At 59.5% G+C, this 15,355-nt stretch carries 17 protein-coding genes and 2 tRNA genes; 12 read left to right on the plus strand and 7 right to left on the minus strand.

The window, feature by feature from the left end:
- Positions 1-36 precede the first annotated feature (36 nt).
- From ASC90_RS12960 to ASC90_RS12975, 4 genes are all read left to right on the plus strand, one after another.
- Complete coding sequence (locus ASC90_RS12960; protein WP_056540783.1) at positions 37-828, plus strand: SDR family oxidoreductase; 792 nt, start codon at positions 37-39, stop codon at positions 826-828.
- 17 nt (positions 829-845) lie between these two features.
- Positions 846-1,556, plus strand: a complete 711-nt coding sequence (locus ASC90_RS12965; RefSeq protein ID WP_056540785.1) for an SDR family oxidoreductase — start codon at positions 846-848, stop codon at positions 1,554-1,556.
- 4 nt (positions 1,557-1,560) lie between these two features.
- Entirely contained in the window at positions 1,561-1,938 is a 378-nt protein-coding gene (locus tag ASC90_RS12970) for a VOC family protein (RefSeq protein WP_056540789.1), read from the plus strand.
- A 139-nt stretch (positions 1,939-2,077) separates the two neighbouring features.
- A complete protein-coding gene (locus tag ASC90_RS12975) occupies positions 2,078-2,866 on the plus strand; it encodes an SDR family oxidoreductase (protein WP_056540793.1) in 789 nt (262 codons plus the stop codon).
- Between the two features lie 123 nt (positions 2,867-2,989).
- On the opposite strand, the gene ASC90_RS12980 is transcribed toward ASC90_RS12975, so the two are convergent.
- A tRNA-Glu gene (locus ASC90_RS12980) sits at positions 2,990-3,064 on the minus strand.
- A 369-nt stretch (positions 3,065-3,433) separates the two neighbouring features.
- On the opposite strand from ASC90_RS12980, the gene ASC90_RS12985 reads away from it, so the two are divergent.
- Positions 3,434-3,634: a hypothetical protein gene (locus tag ASC90_RS12985; protein ID WP_056540796.1), complete on the plus strand. Its 201-nt coding sequence runs from the start codon at positions 3,434-3,436 to the stop codon at positions 3,632-3,634.
- A 115-nt stretch (positions 3,635-3,749) separates the two neighbouring features.
- Here the strand turns inward: ASC90_RS12985 and ASC90_RS12990 are convergent, their stop codons facing one another.
- Positions 3,750-5,300, minus strand: a complete 1,551-nt coding sequence (locus tag ASC90_RS12990) for a DUF1254 domain-containing protein (protein WP_082519892.1) — start codon at positions 5,298-5,300, stop codon at positions 3,750-3,752.
- Between the two features lie 220 nt (positions 5,301-5,520).
- Here ASC90_RS12990 and ASC90_RS12995 point away from each other — a divergent pair, with 220 nt between their 5' ends.
- Both ASC90_RS12995 and ASC90_RS13000 read left to right on the plus strand, forming a co-directional pair.
- On the plus strand, positions 5,521-5,916 hold the full coding sequence (locus tag ASC90_RS12995; RefSeq protein ID WP_056540798.1) for a hypothetical protein: 396 nt from the start codon (positions 5,521-5,523) through the stop codon (positions 5,914-5,916).
- Between the two features lie 68 nt (positions 5,917-5,984).
- Entirely contained in the window at positions 5,985-6,320 is a 336-nt protein-coding gene (locus tag ASC90_RS13000; protein WP_210172039.1) for a site-specific integrase, read from the plus strand.
- An 87-nt stretch (positions 6,321-6,407) separates the two neighbouring features.
- On the opposite strand, the gene ASC90_RS13005 is transcribed toward ASC90_RS13000, so the two are convergent.
- From ASC90_RS13005 to gloA, 3 genes are all read right to left on the minus strand, one after another.
- Positions 6,408-6,482: transfer RNA gene (locus tag ASC90_RS13005), tRNA-Glu, on the minus strand.
- 172 nt (positions 6,483-6,654) lie between these two features.
- Positions 6,655-7,716 carry a D-Ala-D-Ala carboxypeptidase family metallohydrolase gene (locus ASC90_RS13010; protein WP_056540889.1) on the minus strand — a complete coding sequence of 354 codons (1,062 nt, stop codon included), beginning with the start codon at positions 7,714-7,716 and terminating at the stop codon, positions 6,655-6,657.
- A 156-nt stretch (positions 7,717-7,872) separates the two neighbouring features.
- Positions 7,873-8,313, minus strand: a complete 441-nt coding sequence (gene gloA / locus ASC90_RS13015; RefSeq protein ID WP_056540803.1) for a lactoylglutathione lyase — start codon at positions 8,311-8,313, stop codon at positions 7,873-7,875.
- 194 nt (positions 8,314-8,507) lie between these two features.
- Between gloA and ASC90_RS13020 the strand changes: the two genes are divergently transcribed.
- A complete protein-coding gene (locus ASC90_RS13020; RefSeq protein ID WP_056540806.1) occupies positions 8,508-9,086 on the plus strand; it encodes a cold-shock protein in 579 nt (192 codons plus the stop codon).
- On the plus strand, positions 9,086-9,568 hold the full coding sequence (locus ASC90_RS13025) for a DUF192 domain-containing protein (RefSeq protein WP_056540809.1): 483 nt from the start codon (positions 9,086-9,088) through the stop codon (positions 9,566-9,568). The genes ASC90_RS13020 and ASC90_RS13025 overlap by 1 nt, the downstream gene beginning before the upstream one ends.
- A 413-nt stretch (positions 9,569-9,981) precedes the next feature.
- On the opposite strand, the gene uxuA is transcribed toward ASC90_RS13025, so the two are convergent.
- Both uxuA and ASC90_RS13035 read right to left on the minus strand, forming a co-directional pair.
- Positions 9,982-11,169, minus strand: a complete 1,188-nt coding sequence (uxuA, locus tag ASC90_RS13030) for a mannonate dehydratase (protein WP_056540812.1) — start codon at positions 11,167-11,169, stop codon at positions 9,982-9,984.
- A 46-nt stretch (positions 11,170-11,215) separates the two neighbouring features.
- A complete protein-coding gene (locus ASC90_RS13035; protein WP_056540814.1) occupies positions 11,216-11,938 on the minus strand; it encodes a GntR family transcriptional regulator in 723 nt (240 codons plus the stop codon).
- A 209-nt stretch (positions 11,939-12,147) separates the two neighbouring features.
- Between ASC90_RS13035 and ASC90_RS13040 the strand changes: the two genes are divergently transcribed.
- From ASC90_RS13040 to ASC90_RS13050, 3 genes are read left to right on the plus strand one after another with little or no spacing between them, the layout of a single operon-like run.
- Positions 12,148-13,323, plus strand: coding sequence for an extracellular solute-binding protein (locus ASC90_RS13040; protein WP_056540817.1), 1,176 nt, complete (start codon positions 12,148-12,150; stop codon positions 13,321-13,323).
- Between the two features lie 56 nt (positions 13,324-13,379).
- Positions 13,380-14,477, plus strand: coding sequence for an ABC transporter ATP-binding protein (locus tag ASC90_RS13045; RefSeq protein WP_056540822.1), 1,098 nt, complete (start codon positions 13,380-13,382; stop codon positions 14,475-14,477).
- A complete protein-coding gene (locus tag ASC90_RS13050; protein ID WP_056540826.1) occupies positions 14,474-15,355 on the plus strand; it encodes an ABC transporter permease subunit in 882 nt (293 codons plus the stop codon). Before ASC90_RS13045 ends, ASC90_RS13050 begins: the two co-directional genes overlap by 4 nt.

Raw genomic sequence — 15,355 nt, forward strand, 5'->3', positions numbered from 1 at the left:
TATCTTGACCCCGTCAACAAACACGAGGCGCAGAAGATGAACCTAGATCTGGAACGCAAGACTGCCCTGGTTACAGGGTCTACCGCCGGCATCGGCCTGGAGATTGCAAGGACCCTGGCGGTCGAAGGCGCGAACGTCATCGTGGCGGGTCGCAACAGAGACAAGCTCGATGCTGCCGTTGCAAGCATTCGTGCGTCGGGCGGTAAGGAAGTATCCGGCGTTGTCGCCGATGCCGCCACCGAGGCGGGGGCATCCGAGATCGTCAAAGCGGTCCCGGCCGTCGACATCCTTGTCAACAATCTCGGTATCTACGAAATAAAGCCATTTGCCGAGATCGACGACAATGAATGGCGGCGGTATTTCGACACCAACGTGCTGAGTGGCGTGCGACTGGCAAGGGCTTATTTTGACGGAATGCTGAAACGCAATTGGGGAAGGGTAATCTTCGTCTCCAGTGAATCCGGGCTAATGACGCCGGGCGACATGATCCACTACGGCATGACGAAGACCGCCCAGCTTGCGATTTCTCGCGGCCTTGCCGAACAGACGAAAGGGACCGCTGTCACCGTGAACTCCGTCTTGCCCGGTCCCACCCAGTCCGAGGGGATTGTCGACTTCCTGAAGGGACTGTCGACAAAACCGAACGCCTCCGCGGCTGAGGCTGAGGCGGAATTCTTTGCAAAGCACCGCGCGACCTCTCTGCTGCAGCGCCTGATCGATCCGCAGGAAGTCGCCAATCTCGTAGCCTACGTGGCGAGCCCGCTTTCATCTGCGACCAACGGCGCGTCATTGCGGGTTGATGGCGGTGTCCTGCCGACACTGGCTTGAGCGAAAGGACCAGAGAAGTGACATCCATTGTTAGGAAACGCGTGCTCGTTGTGGGCGGCAGCTCCGGTATCGGCTTTGCCGTCGCCGCCCAGGCCATCTCCGAAGGGGCTTCCGTCACCATTGCTTCGCGATCGCGGGACAAACTGGCGGAAGCGTCGCACCTTCTGGGCGGCGTGCCGACCGTCATTCTGGACACCGCAGACGAAAGCGGCATCGAGGCCTTCTTCGCAGCCGAGGACGCCTGGGACCACATCATCGTCTCCGCGGCGCAAACACCGAGCGGTCCGGTGAGAAAGCTGTCGCTTCAAGATGCAAGAACGGCGATGGAGAGCAAATTCTGGGGCGCGTACAGGATCGCGCGCGCCGCCAGGTTTACCGAGCGCGGGTCGTTGACCTTCATTTCCGGCTTCCTCAGCGAACGCCCCTCGGCGAATTCGGTGCTGCAGGGGGCAATCAACGCCGCCCTGGAGGCGCTTGCGCGGGGGCTGGCGCTGGAATTGTCACCGGTGCGGGTGAATGCCGTCTCTCCCGGCCTGATCGACACGCCGCTCTGGTCCAGGATGGATGATGACGCGCGCAAGGCGATGTTCGCCCGCGTCGCCGACAGCCTGCCGGCCAAGGTCGTCGGTCAGCCATCGGACATCGCGAATGCCGTCATGTTCGTACTCACCACGCCATTTGCGACCGGCTCGACGATCCGCGTCGATGGCGGGGGGGCGATCGGATAGTGCCATGAAAATTGATCATGTCACGTTGAGGACGGCGGACCTCGAAGCGACGCGCCAATTTCTGGAAGCGGTTCTGGGGTTGAAGCCTGGTCATCGCCCGGCGTTTTCGTTTCCCGGCTATTGGCTCTACGAAGGTGACGACCCGATCGTACATCTCATTCCGGGTGGCGGCCGTATGACGGGACACGACGCCGAGATCATCGATCATGCGGGATTCCGGCTCCATGACTATCACGGCACCAGGACGAGGCTCGAGGCACGCGGCATCGGGTACTCCACAATGGATTTGCCCGACCTTGGCGAACGGCGTCTTTTCGTGCGAACGCCGGGCGGCATACTTCTGGAGCTTGTATTTCGAACCGAACTCCCGGCGACGGCGTAACGGGCGCGCCAGGTTAAAACCCTTGTCCTGAAAGCCTTCCACTCCAAGTGGAGATCCATGCTCTTTCAGCTTGCGTCGTTGCAAATGACCCGCCTAATCTTGTTCCCGAGCGGCGGAGGGCCGCGTGGGAGGAGCAACGATGGATCTGGGTTTGCGCGGCAAGTGCGCCGTGATCACGGGCGGAAGTGTCGGGATAGGTTTGGCGATTGCCGAGGGTCTGGCGAAGGAGGGCGCCGACGTCGTGCTAGCGGCGCGCGGGGCCGAGCGTGTTCACGCGGAAGCCGCCCGCATCGCCGACGAGTTCAAGGTCAGGGCGACGGGGGTCGCCTGCGATGTCGCCACGCCGGCTGGCGTGGCTGATCTTATCGGTGAAGCCGAGCGGATGGGCGGCGCCGACATTCTCGTCAACAACGCGGGGACCGGTTCCAACGAGACAATCATGGAGGCACCGGACGAGAAATGGCAGCAATACTGGGATCTGCATGTCATGGCGGCAGTTCGCCTGGCCCGCGGGTTGGTGCCGCAGATGCGGCAACGGGGCGGCGGCGTCATTCTGCACAACGCCTCAATCTGCGCCGCTCAGCCCCTTTGGTACGAGCCGATCTACAACGTCACGAAATCGGCGTTGATGATGTTCTCTAAGACGCTGTCGACCGAGGTCGTCGGGGACAACATCCGCGTCAACTGCGTCAATCCCGGACTTGTCCTGACACCCGATTGGATCAAGACCGCAAAGCAACTCACGTCGGAAACAGGTGGAGATTGGCAGGGCTATCTCGACAGCGTCGCTCGTGAGCACGCGCCCATCAAGCGTTTCGCTTCGCCGGAGGAACTGGCGAATTTCTTTGTCTTCCTGTGCTCGGAAAAGGCAAGCTATTCGGTTGGTTCGACCTACTTCGTCGATGGCGGCATGATGAAGGCGCTGTAGGGCACGGATGCGGACGCCAGACCTGCTACCCTGTCGTTGCCAAGCAATAGGCCAACAGCAATCGGCAGGCTATTTCGTATCAGTTCGCTTTCCATGACGAAGAGGTTTGGCTTCGCGACGAACTGGTACGCCCTACGAGAGTCGAACTCGTCTTTACAGAATGAGAATCTGTTGTCCTAACCGATAGACGAAGGGCGCCTTCAATGTGAAATAGGAGCGCGAGACCGCTTTGACAAGTCGCCGGATTATAACTGGAATTCAACAGAATGGCACGCCATAGGGGTGTGCCATCTTGTTGCCTTTTCAAGGGGTTGCAAAAGCGAGTCACTTATCAAAGCTCGCTATTGCCATGGGGAGTCATTTATTCGCGTTCCGCTTTCGTACCAAATTGCGCTCATCAATGTTTGGGACGCACAAAAGTGATTTGTGTTGTCTCGGCGTTGTGGGAACATGGCCGCGAGGGACCGAATGCAAAGCATATTCGTCACGGCATTGCACGGTTTCCACGACACGGCAGGCATTGCTCGGCGCGGTACTTCCTATTTCTCTTGAGAAAGGAGTAGCGCGATGAAGCGCGATATAGAGTGGGAGCTAACCGCTCCCGAGATTGATGCTTATCGTCTTGCTAAACAGGCCGGATTCGAGCTCCTCAAGAATCCCGACGCGCAGGCCGATGGATACTTGTTAGCGGACGACCGAAATTGTGTGGTTTTCGGCTCGGAGTATTCCGCCGATCTAGATGATATCCTTCTCTGGCTTGCCAGGTGAGGTAGAAGGGGAGGGCCTAAGTCCTCCCTTTCTACGTTGGCCGAGTTTCGTATTTGTACCAATAGCGGGCCATCGGGGCACTAGCCGACAAAGTGCCCCGCCCCGACCAGAGACCTCAGGTCGCCTTGATCTTGGGTGGCTGCCATGATCCGTCCAAGACTGGCTCCTTGCCCCAGTAGGCCCGAATGTAGAGAGAGAAGCGACCATCCGGGGCGGGAAGCCAATTTGTTTCCCTGTCTCCTCCCGGCGATTTTTCGCTCACGTAGAGCGTGAGTGAGCCGTCACTGTTGCGCTTCAGGTTTTTGTTCTTTGTCCCGAGTGAAAAACGCTTCAGATCATTGACGTGGAACAGGTGCTTGTCGTTGTACAAAGTCAGCGACCAGAAACCGTTGACCGGCGGTTCTTGTCCTGTGGGGAAGGTGACCGCATAGCTGCCGCTGCCGGTCAGTTGTTTCCCGTTCTCGTCATATTCGGTGTAGAAATACTGGGTCTCGTTTGGTCGGTTGTCGAACATGTTCGACTTCGAGGTCCCGGTTCGGTTGAAATAATCGACGCCGAACTGGGCATTGTTGGTGGACCGGTTCCATCCATTGCCGGCCGGGCGGCCGTTGTGCTTCCATTCAAAGAACGGATGGATCACCCTTTCCTCGGTTTCGATGGCAGTTTCGATTAAAAGCTTCTTGAGGTCCGGGTCCTTGGCTGCTGCGTCAATCAACAAGCGGAACTGGCCGTAAAGCGCCTCCTCGCCCGGGAGTGGATCGGCAGCCGCAAGCGCATCGGGAAACTGGTCAAAGAAATTCTCAGGGACAACCCATTTTGTTTCTCCACCACCGCCGTCCGGATCGGACGATTGCGGAACCGGAATGTCCTTGGCCTTCGCCCATTCGATTGTCTTCATCTCACCGGTGAAGTCCTTGAGCGGATAGAAGACGACCTGATTGATGGCCGACTGGATCGCCTTCTTATCCTCAGGCGTATCGTCTTGAAAAATGCGCGGGATCGCGTTTGCAAGTGCAGTTGGGCTGCGGATGACATCGGTAATTCCATCGGGCTTCAAACCTGCCCATCGCGGACCTGCCAGCAGATAGAAGCCGGGCTTTGTGCCGTAAGGCTTGCCGAGATGGCCGAACTGGTCCGTACGGGCATCGTAGAGCGCATAGACCCAGAAGCGGTCGCCGAAATCCGGGACCTGCGCAACAACCGGCTCCTCATCGAGCGAGAAGAATCCGAGGCCGTAGACAACGTCCTGATTTGGGCAGGTCACGAAGGTTTCGGTAGGCTCGATGTAGTCGTGGAGCATGCCGACTTGGCCGCGCGGTGCGGCAGGTAGGATACCCCCTAGCAAGCCGGGATACGGCGCTTGCGTAATCTTGGCGTTTCGGTTGAGCATGTTGACGATGGGCCAGCCCCAGACATAGGCCATCTGCGCGATGGCTTTGGCATATCCTGGCTGCATCGTGATTCCAGTGGCAGGCATCGTGACTTCCGGAGCGGCACCGGCAGCCTGCGCTTGAGCCGCTTCGGCTGCCATCAATATCGGTGCAGCTGAAAGTGCGACCGGCGTGGCCGCCCTTGCCCCCAGAGCGGCGAGAGTTGCCGCTCCGATACTTCCCTTCATTGCGCCGCGACGAGTGATCTGCGCGCGGCTTTCCGGTGTCTCTTTCATGATAGGCTCCTGATTGGCGACTGCGGGTGACGCCAGCACACCACCAGTGCGGCACTTTGCATAAGTACGTTACGGTAAATTGTGCCGTAAATTTCCGCTGGGCAGAAGGCCGACAATATAAACGGGAGCCGGTGAGAAGAACTCGGATGAATGGGCGGGCTATGAGGGCAAGACGCTGGCCGGGCATATCCGGCATGCGCGGGTCTTTCTCGAAAGCCCGATGGACAAGGGATCGAAGGCGACGTTTGCCATGGCGGCGATCAGTACGCCAGAGACCGAAATCCTGCCGCTTTTGCGCAAGCATGTCGCAAGCCATGCTGCGCATAAGGCCAAGCGGATAGCGATTGTCATCCGCAAGCTCTATGCCGCCGCCGTCGAGGCCGAATGGTGCCTGCGCAATCTTGGCGCAGATCTCCAGAAGATCGAATTGCCGAAAGCGACACCGCAAAAGCCATGGCCACCGGAAATTGTCGATCAGTACGATCGCCATCATCAGCCGGGAACCGCCGCCCGGACATGCCTCGCCTTGGCGCGCTTTCTAGGAAACAGGCGAGGGGATGTCGCTACCGTCGAATGGAGCCAGCTTAGGCCGCATCGATCGATGAAATCAAGGTAACGACCATCATCGAATTCGAGGCGAGGAAGAACGCGCACAATGGCAAGAATGCCAAGGTGGTCCTGTTCGTGCCGCCAGAGCTTGAGATCGCCCTGAACGCGCTGGACCGATCCAAGGGCGGTACGATCCGCAAGACCATGTATGGCGAGGCTTTCTCGGAAAAGAGCCTGACCGGCATGATGGCGCATTGGTGCAAGCAGGCCGGGATCGCACCGGGCTATACCCTGCATGGCCTGCGGCGATCCTTTGCCAGCGAGCTAGCCGAGGGTGCCGCCGATCCTTTCGCGATCATGAAGGCAATGGGCCACAAGGATATCTCGACGACGATGATTTACCTGAAAGACCTGAACGCGGAGCCGATGGCGCAACGCGCGGCGGCGGCGGCAAGCAAGCGGCGGAGGTAAAGCGGTTACGCGCCCATAACTGAGTCACTGATCGATAAGTGATTCGATGGTGAATCGGCATTGTAAGTAATTGAAAAATAAGCACGATGGCACGCCCTAGGGGAGTCGAACCCCTCTTCCCAGAATGAAAATCTGGTGTCCTAACCGATAGACGAAGGGCGCTTCCTTCGTGGTGGCGCCCTTATCGCCAATTAAGATTTTTATCAAAAAAATGACAGGAATTTCTTGCGCAGGCGAAATGGGGATTATCGTCGTTGAATCAGGTTCCTGGCCGCAAATCCTTACGCATTGGCGTATGATTTGACTTAACGTGATGCCTGTAGAATGGCGGTGGTCACAGCGCCCGTGCGAGGGTCGTTGGCGCGCCCCTTCCGCCGCATCCCCAGTTCCAGTCACGGTTTTTTCCCGTGTCGAGATGGATGGAATCCGTGTGGCAGTAGGTGCCGACGCCACCGCGTTCGGGCAACGAGCGGATGTAGCCTGCTACGTCCCATTTGGAAACGCCGCTGACCTGAATGTCGGCGGCATCGCAGCTCTTGTGCATGGACTCTTCCGCGCCGCCGGCCATCCTGTTGTGTTCCGGGTCCCGATAGCCCGAGGTGACCACGACCGGCTTGCCGAAATGGGTTTCGACAGCCTTGATGACGTTCAGAAGATTGGGCTTGAAGCACCCGACCTCGACTTTGTCGTTCTGAATGTGAAGCCCGTTGGGCGCCATGCGCGTCATGCCGGGCAGGGAGGCCTTCTGCAGGAGGCCCGAAAGGCTGCCGAGCAGATTTTGCCTCGGTGCGCTGTAAAGAGCGTTCACTGTCTGACCGGGAAGCGCGCCCGTTGCCAATGCAGTGTGGGCGGGCGTGATCTGTGTGCTGACGTTCTCGGAGGATTGCTGCGGCAGCACGGCTTGACCCTGCTGTGGCTGTTCGGGCGGTGTCTGGCTGCTGTAGACGCTGGACCGCGTCGGGCTGACACCGGCCGGGGCATACGCGTTCCCGCCGGGCGATTGCAGTACAGTCGATGTCGGATTGTTCTGCGATGTTGAACGGGCTGAAAATATGCTGATCGCCTGGGCATTGATTCCCGTCGACTGCATCGTCAGGCCGCCGATATTGGCGGGGGCGGAGGCAGCCGACCCCGCGGCCATCGGCTGCGCTTCACCCGGCTGCGCTGTTGCTGCTGCCTGCGCACCGGATGCGCTGACCATCGGGTCGCGATAGCCGGGCTGGGCAACAGGTGCGTTTGCGGCGGTGCTTTGCTGGCCCGTGGATGGATCGGCGGGGGTGAGCACGGCGGCTGCATCGACGGCTTTCTTGTCCGACACGCAGCCGGCCAGCGCCAACACCGACGTGGCGACCAGAAGTGCAGCCCCGAGGGGCATGCGCTTTTCGATAGCGAACAAGCGAGCAATCTCCAAAATGGAGGCGAAACCCGCTGAAAGTCGCGCCATTCGCCTTGAGTCAGCTGGAGAGTGCCCGTTGCTTCGGCTTGCGACAAGCGCGATCCGGCCGCAGTTACCCGGAATCGCAAAAGCCACAAGCCTCGCAAAAGCCTCGGCTTACCAGGCGCCGGTATTGCCCATCGAGGCCCATGGTTCGGCGTTGGGCAGACTGCCGCCCTTCTGCAGGATCTCGATGGAGATTCCATCCGGGGAGCGAACGAAGGCCATGTGGCCGTCGCGCGGCGGGCGATTGATAGTGATGCCGTTGTCCATCAGCTTCTGGCATGTGGCGTAGATATCGTCGACTTCGTAGGCGAGGTGGCCGAAGTTGCGTCCACCCGTATAGTTCTCCGTGTCCCAGTTATAAGTGAGTTCGAGGCAAGGCGCGCCTTTGGCACTGGCGTCGGTCCGGTCTTCCGGTGCGGCCAGAAACACCAGTGTGAAGCGGCCCTTTTCATTGTCGATACGGCGCACTTCCTCGAGGCCGAACAGCGTGGCGTAAAAGTTCAGCGACGCATCCAGGTCCTTCACGCGGACCATCGTGTGGAGATAACGCATTATGTTTCCTCTCTAAATGCGGGTTCAAATTCGTATGTGGCGGAGAGTCAGCTTCGTGCAAGACTCCGGGGTATAATTGGCAACTGCGAATAATGGAAAAGTAGGACTTGCGCTAATCCGTTACCAACATGTTAATCTTGATCTCAAGAATCAGTTAACCGTAACAGTGTGACGCGTATTGAGGGGCTGGCGACATGGCTGACAGAATTTCATCAAAGGAATTCACCGACCTCGATCAACTCGCGGGAGAAGCGGTCGATCTCATTGAAATCACTGGCGTTGTCAAGTGGTTCGATGTCGCCAAAGGCTTCGGTTTCATTGTGCCGGACAACGGAATGCAGGATGTCTTGCTACACGTGACCTGCCTGCGCCGAGACGGTTATCAAACGATTTTGGAAGGCACGCGCATCGTCGCCCTGATTCAGCGGCGCGAACGGGGCTACCAGGCGTTCAAGATCCTGTCGATGGATCAGTCTACCGCCATTCATCCTTCTCAGATGCCGCCTGTACGCACGCATGTGCAGGTCACGCCCACAAGCGGGCTGGAGCGGGTGCTTGTCAAATGGTTCAACCGCACCAAGGGCTTCGGGTTCCTGACACGTGGGGAGGGCACCGAGGATATTTTTGTTCACATGGAAACGCTTCGGCGGTTCGGCCTGACGGAACTGCGTCCGGGCCAGGTCGTGTTGGTGCGCTATGGCGACGGCGACAAGGGGCTGATGGCCGCCGAAATTCATCCGGATGTGCCGAGCCCGGCGAGCCGTGCGCATTGATGCGTTTTCTGGTTTCGCATTGGATCAGAGGCGCCCTTACGGCGCTTTTTTTCATGTTTGCCTTTCCCCTCCTTGCCCAGCAGCCGATGAAATTCGACAAGGAGCCGCTGATCGTCGAGACGGCGTCGGGCAAGCGTTTGACTTTCATCGTAGAGATTGCCGATACCAGCGAGCGCCGGCAGCGCGGCCTGATGTTTCGAAAGGAAATGGCTGACGACGCGGGCATGATCTTCGATTTTGGGACGTCGCGCCGGGTGCAGATGTGGATGGAAAACACCGTTCTTCCGCTCGACATGCTGTTTGTCGATTCGACAGGCACCATCCGCAACATCAAGCAGAATGCCGTTCCCTATTCCGAAGACATCATCGATTCGATGGCCGAGGTGAAATATGTCGTCGAACTCAATGCCGGCGTGACGGCCAAGTTGGGAATCAAGCCTGGCGACAAGGTGATGAGTGCGACAACCACGAAGAAGAAATAGGGCCCGCCGGGCCTCTGCCGAATGGTCTGCAGGCACAGGTCGCCGTGCTTTCTAAGGCCGTCTGAGACGAACGGCATTCGCCGCGCAATCCGCGGCTATCGCCGACTTGATGATGTCACGCGGCTGCTTGGCTGAAGACCCGGCAAATTGTCCTCGTACGGTCCGCCTGCCGGGCCTCCAGCGCCGCAGTGAGGGGTGGTGCGGCGCATCAGGTTTGATCTACCTTGGCGAGTCGATCCATTCAGATGACGCGCTAGGGATAACAGGTCGCGAATATCCACCACGCTTTTCCCGTTCCGGCACACAATCCCAAAACTGCGCTCGTTTCATGCCTGTCTTTGTTCACCGAACAGGTGATGTGCTGACAAACTGCCAGCGACGGCAGTCTGGCATGTACGCAGGCGACGAACCCGTCAGTTGGGCGGGGATCCGAGCGCGTGAAGGATGCCGCGAAGCTCGGCCAAGCCTCGCAGGCGACCAATGGCCGGATAGCCAGGGGTAACCTGCTTGTGCAAGTCGTCGAGCATTCGATGACCATGGTCTGAGCGGAACACGATGGTTTCGTCCGCGTTCCGATTGCGGTCTTCCGCTACCAATTCCCTAAGGACTGCTACCATGTCCACATCACCTTCCAGATGGGCGCTTTCGTGAAAGCTGCGCCCGTCTCCCTCGCGCTTGGTGGCGCGCAGGTGAGCGAAGTGGATGCGTGACGCAAAGCGGCGGGCGATTGTCGGCAAATCGTTGTCGGCGCGCACGCCAAGGCTGCCGGTACAGTAGCACATGCCGTTTGCCTTGGATGGAACGGCGTCGAAAAGTGCGGCGTAGTCTTCCGCGGTCGAGGCAATGCGCGGCAGGCCAAAAAGGGAGCGCGGGGGGTCGTCCGGGTGCAAAGTCAGCTTGACGCCGCGTGCTTCCGCGGCCGGTGTCACGGCCTGCAGGAATTCGATGAGGTGCTGGCGCAGTCTCGCGGCATCGATGCCAGCATAGGCCGCAAGCTTTTCACGGAATTGGGGGATCGTCAGCGGTTCGGTTGTCGAACCGGGCAGCGCCGAGGTGATGTTCCGCGTTATGTCGGCGATCTCATTTTCCGACATCGTTTCGAAGACAGCACGGGCACGGGCCTTGTCATCTGAGGAATAGGCCTGATCTACGCCGGCGCGTTGGAGGACGAACAGGTCGAAGGCGGTGAATTTCTCGTGATCGAACCGCATAGCTGTCGCGCCGGTGGCGATCTCGTGGTCGAGGTCCGTCCTGGTCCAGTCAACCACGGGCATGAAGTTGTAGCAGATAACCGGGATGCCGCAGGCCGCCACGGCCTCGAGGCTCGCGATCCAGGCTTCGATCTCAGCCTTTGCCTCTTTGCCCTTGCGCTTGACGGCATCAGGAATCGGAATGCTTTCCACCACGGACCAAGTCAGCGAAGAACGCCCCGCGGGTGTCGTCTCGATCATCGCCTGCCGCTCACGGACTTCGGCTTTGGTCCAGGCGCGGCCGATTGGTATCTGATGCAACGACGATACGATATTCGTGGCCCCGGTCTGGCGAACCTCGTCGAGCGTTACCGGTGCCTCAGGCCCGAACCATCTCCAACCCTGCCGCATCTCTCTCCTCCTCGCTGTCTGCTTTTGTTATGATGTGCTGATGTGTTCAGCAGAAATAATCCGGGTACCGAGAGCGCAATTCCGCGACGTCGGGAATGACCGCGCTCAGGTGGTGGGCCATTGCGGCCTGCGCCGCCCCTATGTCATGCGCGGCGATTGCGTCGCGGATGACGGTGTGTTCGCGCACTACATTGTCCATGCGCCCGAGCACGGGAAGCGTCAACCGTCGTGCCCGGTCTATCTGGACCTTGACAGTCTTCAGGATTGTCCAAATGCCGGGATAGCCGGCAACCTGAGCGATCGCCTCGTGAAATGCCTCGTCTTCCTCATGAAAACCGGAGGTGTCGCCGAGGACCGCCAGCGCCTTCTGTCGGGCGATGATAGCGTCCAGACGCGAGACATCGATCGCTGCAGCAATCTCCGCGGCTCGGCACACCGTGGTGCCTTCCAGCGCCTTGCGCACGACGACCGCCTCGGGGATGGACGACACAGGCACTCTTGCGACAACCGTTCCGGACTGCGGATAGATATCGACGAGCCCGCCCTCTGAAAGCCTCAGCAGCGCTTCGCGAACGGGCGTCCGGCTGACGCCAAAATCCTCTGCAATGCGCTTCTCTTGAAGAGCCATTCCCGGTGGCATCCGAAGGGAAAGGATGTCGCCATAAAGCCGATCAAAGATAGCGTCCGCCGTGGTCACGCGCCGAATCTTGGCCGGTCTCTCGGCAGGAGTCGGGAGGGCAATGGCGGCGGGAATTGTGGCTGGCTGCATAGAGCGCCCTGAACATTGACTTAACTGTGCATACTAGTATATCAATTCAGATGCGCTGCCAAGATGTGCCGAGGAGGAACGGTACCTTGCAGCCACTTCAGGAGCTTCCACACAGCCCATACTAGCACCGGTCTACAGCAGATCGTTGGTGCCGAGCATCGAGGCGACTGTCCCCGTTTGATGCAGCCATAAGAGGAGGAGAGAACACTATGAAAATTACCCGCAGAACTTTTGTCGGTACTGCCGCTAGCGCGGTGGTCGCAGGACTGCTTCCGGTCCGGGCGTGGGCACAGGCCAAGAAGCCCGCAAGCCCTGTCACCGTTACCATCGCCGACGTTGCCGGCAACTTGGCGCTGACGCAGGGTATGTTTGAAGCCTACCTGGCGGAAAAGCCCGAGTGGGTTTCTAATTTTGCCTTTACCAAGGCGCCGGCGCCGGAACTTCCGGGGAAGATCAAGGCGCAGCAGGATGCCGGCAAGGTCGATATCGACCTCGTCCTGACCGGCACCGATGCGCTGTCTGCCGGTCTCGATCAGGGCCTGTGGATCGACCTTTCGGCCCACAAGGCTGCGCTCCCGGATCTGCAATCCATCCTGCAGCCGCAGGCTTTCAAGATGCAGGGCCTGGCCAAGGATCAGGGCATTGTCATCACCTATTATCCGTCCGGGCCGCTTATCGAGTACATGCCTGACAAAGTCCCCACCCCGCCCAAGACCGCGCAGGAACTGCTCGAGTGGACCAAGGCAAACAAGAACCGCTTCATCTATGCAAGACCGGCGAATTCCGGCCCTGGCAGGACATTCCTGATGGGGTTGCCCTATCTGCTCGGTGACAGCGATCCACGCGATCCGGTCAACGGCTGGGCCAAGACCTGGGAATATCTTGCGGCTCTGGGCGAGAATATCGAATACTATCCGACCGGCACCGGTCAGGTGATGAAGGAACTCGGCGAAGGCACACGCGACATCGTCGTCTCCACCACTGGCTGGGACATCAATCCGCGCGCGCTGGGCATCGTTCCTGCCGAGGCCAAGGTGCAGAAACTCGATGGGTTCCACTGGGTTACGGATGCACACTACGCGGTGATCCCGAAGGGTGTGTCCGACGAGAAGATCGCGGTGCTGCTCGACGTTCTCAACTACATCCTTCAGCCGAAGCAGCAGGCGATTGCCTATGATGCCGGCTATTTCTATCCGGGCCCGGCCGTCAAGGACGTGACGATCGACATGGCGCCGCAGGAAAGCCAGGACATCATCAAGGAGTTTGGTCGGCCCGAATATGCCGATTGGATCGCGAACAATCCGCTGGAGGTGCCGCTCGAACCAAAGCTGCTCGTCCAGGCTTTCCGCCTCTGGGACGAAAAGATCGGCGCCAAGAAGGGTTGATCTTGAAAAACGCCGGCTCCGATCATGACATCGGAGCCGGCCCATTATATCGGTGAATGGAGATTGGCTTGAATTCGGTTCCGAATGCAGTGGCCTCTGCGCGTAGCAATGCCCGCCTTGAGCTTGATGGCCTTAGCCGCTCGTTCGGGGCCTATAACGCCCTCGATGCGATTGACCTGACGATCGAACCGGGGGAGTTCGTCGCGCTGCTCGGCCCGTCTGGCTGTGGCAAGTCGACCGCGTTAAATTGCATTGCCGGCCTACTGGGGTTGTCGGGGGGAGAAATCCGCCTGGGCGGCAATCGTATCGACCAACTGGAGCCTGAGCGGCGTGGTTTCGGCATGGTGTTCCAGAGCTACGCACTGTTTCCACATATGAGCGTACGCAAGAATGTCGGCTTTGGTCTGACCATGCAGGGCATCAAGGGGACGGAGGCCGACAAGCGCATCAATGATGCGCTGGCGCTGGTGCGTCTTGAGAGCCAGGCGGAGAAGCTGCCTGGCCAACTTTCCGGCGGTCAGCAGCAGCGCGTGGCGATAGCGCGCGCCATCGTCATTCGCCCGCCCGTCGTCCTGATGGATGAGCCCCTTTCCAACCTCGATGCGAAGCTGCGCCTTGAAATGCGCGCCGAAATCCGCGGCATCCACGATCAGATCGGCTCTACCACCATTTACGTGACACACGACCAGGACGAGGCGCTATCGCTAGCCGATCGAATTGTCGTGATGAGTCAGGGGCATATCGAGCAGATCGGCTCACCGCAGGACCTTTACCAGCGTCCCGTCAATGTAGATGTGGCCGACTTCATGGGGTTTCGCACCCGCGTAGCCGGCAGAGTAGTCGGCGTTTCCGGAGATGAGGCGGAGATCGAGGTCGCTGGAGCGCGCGTTGCGGGTACCATCCGGACTCCGTTGAAAGTCGGTGATGCAGCCATACTGTCGGTGCGGCCGGAGGATCTCGTCGCCGAGGAGGAGGGAATTCCTGCCACTGTCGCCAGTATGGAGTATCGTGGTCGTGCGTTCTTCGGCATGGCGCGATCGAACGATGGATCGGAGCTTTATTTTCGAGCCGACGACGTGCTGCCGCGGGGAGCGGCTACGCGCCTGCGACCGGTTGCGGGAAGGGCGCTTCTCTTCAGGGATACTGCGCGATGAGCCGGTCATCCCTGCAAACGCGGCTTGCTGCGCGCGGCTTCGACGGCACGACGATATTGCTGTTGCCTGGGCTGGCCTTCATGATCGCGCTGTTCGTCTATCCGTTCCTATACGGCGTCGTAGACTCCCTGGTGCCGAAGGACGGCGGCGCGTGGTACGCGAATTATGCAAAGTTTTTCAGCGATCCGTTCCAATACAACACCATTGGCGCCACGCTGTGGCTTGCGCTTCCGGTGACAATCATCAACCTCGCGTTTGCGGTGCCGGTCGCCTTCCGCGTCCGATTGATGCGAAGGCAACGGCTGCTGACCACAATTCTGGTGCTGCCGATCACCCTTGGCACCGTTTTCGTGGCCGATGGCCTGGTCACCTTCCTTGGCCCCCGCGGGTGGTTCAATCATACGCTCCTGCTCCTTGGAATTCTTGATTCTCCGGTGAAGCTGACGAACAACTACTGGGGCGTTTTTGCGTCCCTGCTGATCACCGGCTTTCCTTTCGCGTTCCTGCTGACGCTCTCATACGTCACCGGTATCGACCCTGCTATCGAGCAGGCGGCGGCCACCCTTGGCGCTGGTCCGCGCCGGCGCTTCTTCCGGGTGTTCCTGCCGCTTCTGGTGCCCGGGCTGGCGGTGACCTTTTGCCTTGCCTTCGTCCAGGCATTTGCCGTCTTTCCATCCGCGGTTCTGCTCGGCGCGCCCGCCGGTCCGACGCGGGTTATCTCGATCGCAGCTTATCAAGCCGCCTTCGAGCAATACGACCACTCGCTCGGTTCGGCGATCGCGCTGATCATGGGGGGCGTCGAACTCGCCGTGGTTCTTGCGGTGCTCGGCGGTCGGTCGTTCTTCTATCGCGGCCCTGCCGGCGGCACGAAAGGCTAG

The sequence above is a fragment of the Rhizobium sp. Root1220 genome, assembly GCF_001426265.1.
Taxonomy (GTDB): domain Bacteria; phylum Pseudomonadota; class Alphaproteobacteria; order Rhizobiales; family Rhizobiaceae; genus Rhizobium.

What these genes read in the sequence shown, in the direction of transcription:
- ASC90_RS13040 (WP_056540817.1), top strand. Translation starts at nt 12,148, where the DNA reads ATGAAAATTACCCGCAGAACTTTTGTCGGTACTGCCGCTAGCGCGGTG.
- ASC90_RS12990 (WP_082519892.1), bottom strand. Translation starts at nt 5,300, where the DNA reads ATGAAAGAGACACCGGAAAGCCGCGCGCAGATCACTCGTCGCGGCGCA.
- gloA (WP_056540803.1), bottom strand. Translation starts at nt 8,313, where the DNA reads ATGCGTTATCTCCACACGATGGTCCGCGTGAAGGACCTGGATGCGTCG.
- ASC90_RS13020 (WP_056540806.1), top strand. Translation starts at nt 8,508, where the DNA reads ATGGCTGACAGAATTTCATCAAAGGAATTCACCGACCTCGATCAACTC.
- uxuA (WP_056540812.1), bottom strand. Translation starts at nt 11,169, where the DNA reads ATGCGGCAGGGTTGGAGATGGTTCGGGCCTGAGGCACCGGTAACGCTC.
- ASC90_RS12995 (WP_056540798.1), top strand. Translation starts at nt 5,521, where the DNA reads ATGGACAAGGGATCGAAGGCGACGTTTGCCATGGCGGCGATCAGTACG.
- ASC90_RS13035 (WP_056540814.1), bottom strand. Translation starts at nt 11,938, where the DNA reads ATGCAGCCAGCCACAATTCCCGCCGCCATTGCCCTCCCGACTCCTGCC.
- ASC90_RS13025 (WP_056540809.1), top strand. Translation starts at nt 9,086, where the DNA reads ATGCGTTTTCTGGTTTCGCATTGGATCAGAGGCGCCCTTACGGCGCTT.
- ASC90_RS13045 (WP_056540822.1), top strand. Translation starts at nt 13,380, where the DNA reads ATGGAGATTGGCTTGAATTCGGTTCCGAATGCAGTGGCCTCTGCGCGT.
- ASC90_RS12985 (WP_056540796.1), top strand. Translation starts at nt 3,434, where the DNA reads ATGAAGCGCGATATAGAGTGGGAGCTAACCGCTCCCGAGATTGATGCT.
- ASC90_RS12975 (WP_056540793.1), top strand. Translation starts at nt 2,078, where the DNA reads ATGGATCTGGGTTTGCGCGGCAAGTGCGCCGTGATCACGGGCGGAAGT.
- ASC90_RS12960 (WP_056540783.1), top strand. Translation starts at nt 37, where the DNA reads ATGAACCTAGATCTGGAACGCAAGACTGCCCTGGTTACAGGGTCTACC.
- ASC90_RS13050 (WP_056540826.1), top strand. Translation starts at nt 14,474, where the DNA reads ATGAGCCGGTCATCCCTGCAAACGCGGCTTGCTGCGCGCGGCTTCGAC.
- ASC90_RS12970 (WP_056540789.1), top strand. Translation starts at nt 1,561, where the DNA reads ATGAAAATTGATCATGTCACGTTGAGGACGGCGGACCTCGAAGCGACG.